A 4,702-nucleotide genomic window follows, 5' to 3' on the forward strand; every position below is an offset into this window, starting at 1 on the left:
GATACTATTTCGGCTTGCATCCATTTTTGGAAACTTAATTTATAATGTTTCATTGCTATAGTTTTATTATTCATGATTAATTTATCGTGAGCTATTAAAAAAAAATTCAATTATTTATATTCTTCATCGTCAATGAACCATTGAACTAATTAGTCAATGAACCTTATAATAAAGTTATGCAAAATATCTTAGTTTGTGGCGGGGCAGGGTACATTGGTTCCCATGTTGTAAAAAAACTGCAAGAGGCTGGGTTTAATCCAATAGTCTTTGATAATTTGACAACAGGTCACCGAGAGTCTTTATCTGATAACATCCAGTTCTATCAAGGAGATGTACGTAGCGAAGCTGATTTAAGCAAAGTTTTTACGGAAAACAATATCTCTGCTGTTATGCATTTTTGTGCCAAAAGCCTTGTTGGTGAGTCTATGGAGAAGCCTGCGCTATACTTTGATAACAATGTGGTTGGTGGACTGAATCTTTTAAAGGTGATGCATGATTTTGGGATAGATAAATTAGTTTTTTCTTCTACTGCTGCAGTCTACGGTCAGCCTGATGAGATACCTATTAACGAAACCACAACTAAACTACCAACAAATGTTTATGGCGAAACTAAGTTAATGTTTGAAAAAGTGTGTAGCTGGTATGACAGCATCTATGGCTTAAGATATGTTGCCTTGAGATACTTTAATGCAGCTGGTGCAGATGATGATGGCTTAATAGGCGAAGACCATAATCCAGAAAGCCATTTGTTGCCAATAGTTTTTCAGGTTGTTAATGGTCAAAGGGAATTTTTATCAGTGTTCGGTGATGATTATAATACGCCAGACGGAACGTGTGTTAGAGACTATATCCATGTTTATGATTTAGCTTCAGCACATATTTTGGCGCTTAAGCACTTGCTTAATGGTGGTAGCTCTGATGTCTTTAATTTAGGTAGCGGATTAGGGTACAGTGTTAAGGAGATTGTTGATTCTGTCGAGAAAATAACTGGCAGAGGCATTGATCAGAGGATAGTGAAACGGCGAGAAGGCGACCCAGATACACTTATCGCGTCCTCACAAAAGATAATTAAGGAGTTAGGGTGGAAGCAACAGTATACGCTCGAGATGATAATCGAAACAGCGTATAAGTGGCACAAAAATCATCCAAATGGTTATGAGAACTAGTTTAATCGTTGATTTACAGAAATTTGTTCAGAACATTAGAAAAGTAAAAGCGAGAATTCCCGAAGGTGTGAAGCTTTTAGCCGTGGTTAAAGCAGATGCATATGGGCATGGAGCTGTTGCCTTATCCAATATCGCCCATGAAGAAGGCGTTGATTATTTTGGTGTAGCTACTGCAGCAGAGGCAATTGAACTTAGAGAAGCTGGCATCAGAACACCAATTCTTCTTTTAGGTGAACCAACTGATTGGGAAAGAATTAAGTCAGTAATTTATTACGATATAACTTTAATGGTCTATTCAGAAGAGTTTTTAGCTGAACTACTTAAAGTTTCTGAATCATATAAAAAGAAAGTTAAGGTTCATTTAAAGGTTGATACGGGAATGACTAGGCTAGGTGTTAAGGCGGACGACGTAGTTGCCTTTGCCAAGAAAATATTAGCTAATCCATTTTTGGAGCTGGAAGGAGTTGCAACCCACTTAGCAGATTCCGACAATGAGGATGTTTCTTATAGTAAAAAACAGGTAGAGATTTTTGAACGAGTTATTTTTGAATTAAGCAAAGAAGGCATTGATATCCCTATTAAACATGCTTCTAATTCAGCAGGGATAATTAATCCCATAAGTCCATTTTTTGATATGGTTCGAGCGGGTATTGATTTGTATAAAGGAATAATGTCTTTTACAGCTAAGGTGCTATATGTCAGGGAAATAGAGCCAGGTGAGCATGTGGGCTATTGCTTGACCTATAAGTCAGAACAAAAAATGAGAATTGCAGTTATCAGTGTTGGTTATGCAGATGGATATAGCAGAGCGTTGTCTAATAAAGGGAGAGTTCTACTTCATGGTGTTGCCTGCCCAATAGTGGGTAATATTTGCATGGACATGATGATGGTGGCTATCCCTGTCGACCTTGAGGTGAAAGTAGGAGATGATGCTGTGCTTATTGGTTCACAAGATGGTGAAGAAATAACAGTTAATGAAATAGCGCAGCTTATTGGGACAATTGAATATGAAGTAATGACCTCTATTGGTAAAAGAGTCGCGAGGATTTATCGGTCTTGAGGTAGAGAAGTTTAGAAATATGGATGTTTAGTAAGTAGAATCCAAAACCCAAATAAATCTTTAAATCATTAAATAAAGTAGATGAATTTAAAGTGTCCGGAAGCAACCGCACAAATATAAAATTGTAGTAATTTTGCAGTCATTTAACGGTAATTAATATTAAAAACGACAGCATAGCAATGCTCCCGCAGGTTGAATTATTAATTATGCAAACGGAACCATCATAACAGGGTGACAAAAAAATACCCAAATTTTAATGCAGTGCGTTTGCGTAGGGACTAGCGGATCAATAAGGCCGGCAATGAGGCCTTATTGAAGCTTATTTTTAGAGAGAGCCTTCCTTTTAGTCCAACTCACTTGGTGGGTGGTCACCTCAGTAACCGGGGGATTATTCTTTTTACCTTTTATTCTTATTCAGCTATAATAAATTTATGTCGTATATTTCATTATATAGAAAGTATCGGTCTCAAACATTTTCAGAACTTGTTGAGCAAGAGTCGGTTATTCGCACACTCCAGAACGCTATTAAGTTTGAACGTATTGCTCAGTCGTATATTTTTGCTGGACCAAGAGGAACGGGAAAGACTTCTGTAGCTAGGATATTTGCTAAAACATTAAATTGCTTAAATTTAGATAAAGACAAGGCGGAACCATGTAACACTTGTGATAACTGTAAACAGATAACTAGTGGTACGCATATGGATGTTATAGAAATAGATGCTGCTAGCAATACAGGTGTTGATAACATTCGAGAGCTGATTGAAAAATCTAATTTTCTTCCTTCCTTAGGCAAATGGAAAATATATATAATAGATGAAACCCACATGTTAAGTAATTCTGCATTCAACGCATTACTGAAAACAATAGAAGAACCTCCTGCTCATGTTATTTTTATTTTAGCTACAACAGATCCCCATAAAATACTTACGACGATTCAATCAAGATGTCAAAGACTTGATTTTACTAAAATATCACAATCAGCCATTGTGCAAAGGATTAATGATATTTTAAAAGAAGAAAAGATGCAGATAACAGACGAAGCCATTAAGCTTATTGCCAAGTATAGCGGTGGTCATATGCGAGACGCGTTGTCGATTACTGACCAAGTATTGTCTTTTAGTAATGGCAAAGTTGATATCGACCAAGTTTATCACTTGCTTGGTGCTGCGAATATTGGTGACATTGCTAGTATTATTAAGATGCTTAAGAGTGACCAACATGTTGAGTATTTTAAATTAATGGATAAGCTTTTTTACGAAGGTTTGGATGCTGTTCTTTTTTTAGAGGATATGTTGGAGTTTTTAAGACAAGTCTTGTTTATCAAAATTGGTTTAAAAAACATGGTGATTGGTCCAACGGTTTCTATTAAAAGTTATCAAGAAATAGCTGATGTTTTAAGTAAAGAACAAGTATATTCTGCAATAGCTGAATGTTCTAAAGCAATGCAACAAGTAAGAATGATGGAAGACAGTAGAGTGTTTTTGGAAGTTTTATTGTTTCAAGCTTTTACTGGTCAAATAGCAGAAGAAAAGAAAGTTATTCTTAGAACAGAAGCTGTTCCTCAAAGGAAAGAAGCGATCAGTTCTGCAAGGATCGAGTCATCAAGACCTGCGACTAGAGTCGTTGAAAAACAAGAAGCTCCAGTGCAAAGTGAACCAAAAGCTGTTGTCCGTCCAGATGTGGAGTTAGACATTGTTAGTGTAAAACACTATTGGCCAGATATTTTGGCTTATTTAAAAAAGAATAAGAAAGCCCAATTGTCTGCGATGCTTAAGGAGTGTGTGCCTATTACCGTTGAGGGTGACTTCATTGTTGCTGCTATTGATAATAAGTTTTCTTTCCATCATAAAAAGCTCAATGAGGATGAAAGTAAGCGCGACATTAATGTTGCTGCCTCAGAAATATTCAGTCGTAAAATAAGCATTAGAATAGACTTTAAGAGTGGTAGTGATATGCCGACTGATTTAGAAAAAGATGACTTTGAAGAAAGCACTTTTTTGGAAAGCTCTGAAATACCAGATAGCATTAAGGACTTAGCTAAGCAATTTGGTGTGGAGAAAGTAGAAAAGGTATAACTTCTTTTTTTGCTTGATCAAAAAAGAAGCAAAAAAATCAAGACTTCACAAAACTTGCTTATTAAAATCTGGGAAATTACTAAAATCACCCTGCAGAAGATAAAAATAACTGATTATCAGTTGAACATGCTGCTCGCCCTTTCAATTTCACTTGTGAAACGGAGAGGGCGCTGGCACCAATCTTGTTTAAAAAAAGGTCTAATAAACCCCCATTTTGTCTATTAGACCTATTTTTTAAATATTAAGAAAATAACTAGGTAACGATATTATGTTTATTGGTAGTGTACAATTTTGTTTGCAATTTGAGATTTAAGGATGGTCATCGTAAACTCTAATTTACGCAAATAAAAATGGAGGTAAAAAAAGATGACCAAAACTAATAATACAGAATATTTTAAGAA

Annotated in this window: 3 protein-coding genes; all 3 read left to right on the forward strand. The window is 35.9% G+C overall.

Translation table 11 applies throughout. From position 1 onward, the window contains the following. Nucleotides 1-176: 176 nt before the first annotated feature. The 3 genes from galE (at nucleotide 177) to dnaX (ending at nucleotide 4,301) form a co-directional block, all read left to right on the forward strand. A complete protein-coding gene (galE, locus tag PHF25_08755; protein MDD4528099.1) occupies nucleotides 177-1,166 on the forward strand; it encodes a UDP-glucose 4-epimerase GalE in 990 nt (329 codons plus the stop codon). Further along, on the forward strand, nucleotides 1,150-2,226 hold the full coding sequence (alr, locus tag PHF25_08760; GenBank protein ID MDD4528100.1) for an alanine racemase: 1,077 nt from the start codon (nucleotides 1,150-1,152) through the stop codon (nucleotides 2,224-2,226). Before galE ends, alr begins: the two co-directional genes overlap by 17 nt. Before the next feature lie 431 nt (nucleotides 2,227-2,657). Then, entirely contained in the window at nucleotides 2,658-4,301 is a 1,644-nt protein-coding gene (gene dnaX, locus PHF25_08765) for a DNA polymerase III subunit gamma/tau (protein ID MDD4528101.1), read from the forward strand. Nucleotides 4,302-4,702: the final 401 nt, after the last annotated feature.

The organism is Candidatus Margulisiibacteriota bacterium, from assembly GCA_028706105.1.
In the GTDB taxonomy this organism is placed as follows: domain Bacteria; phylum Margulisbacteria; class Riflemargulisbacteria; order GWF2-35-9; family DYQY01; genus DYQY01.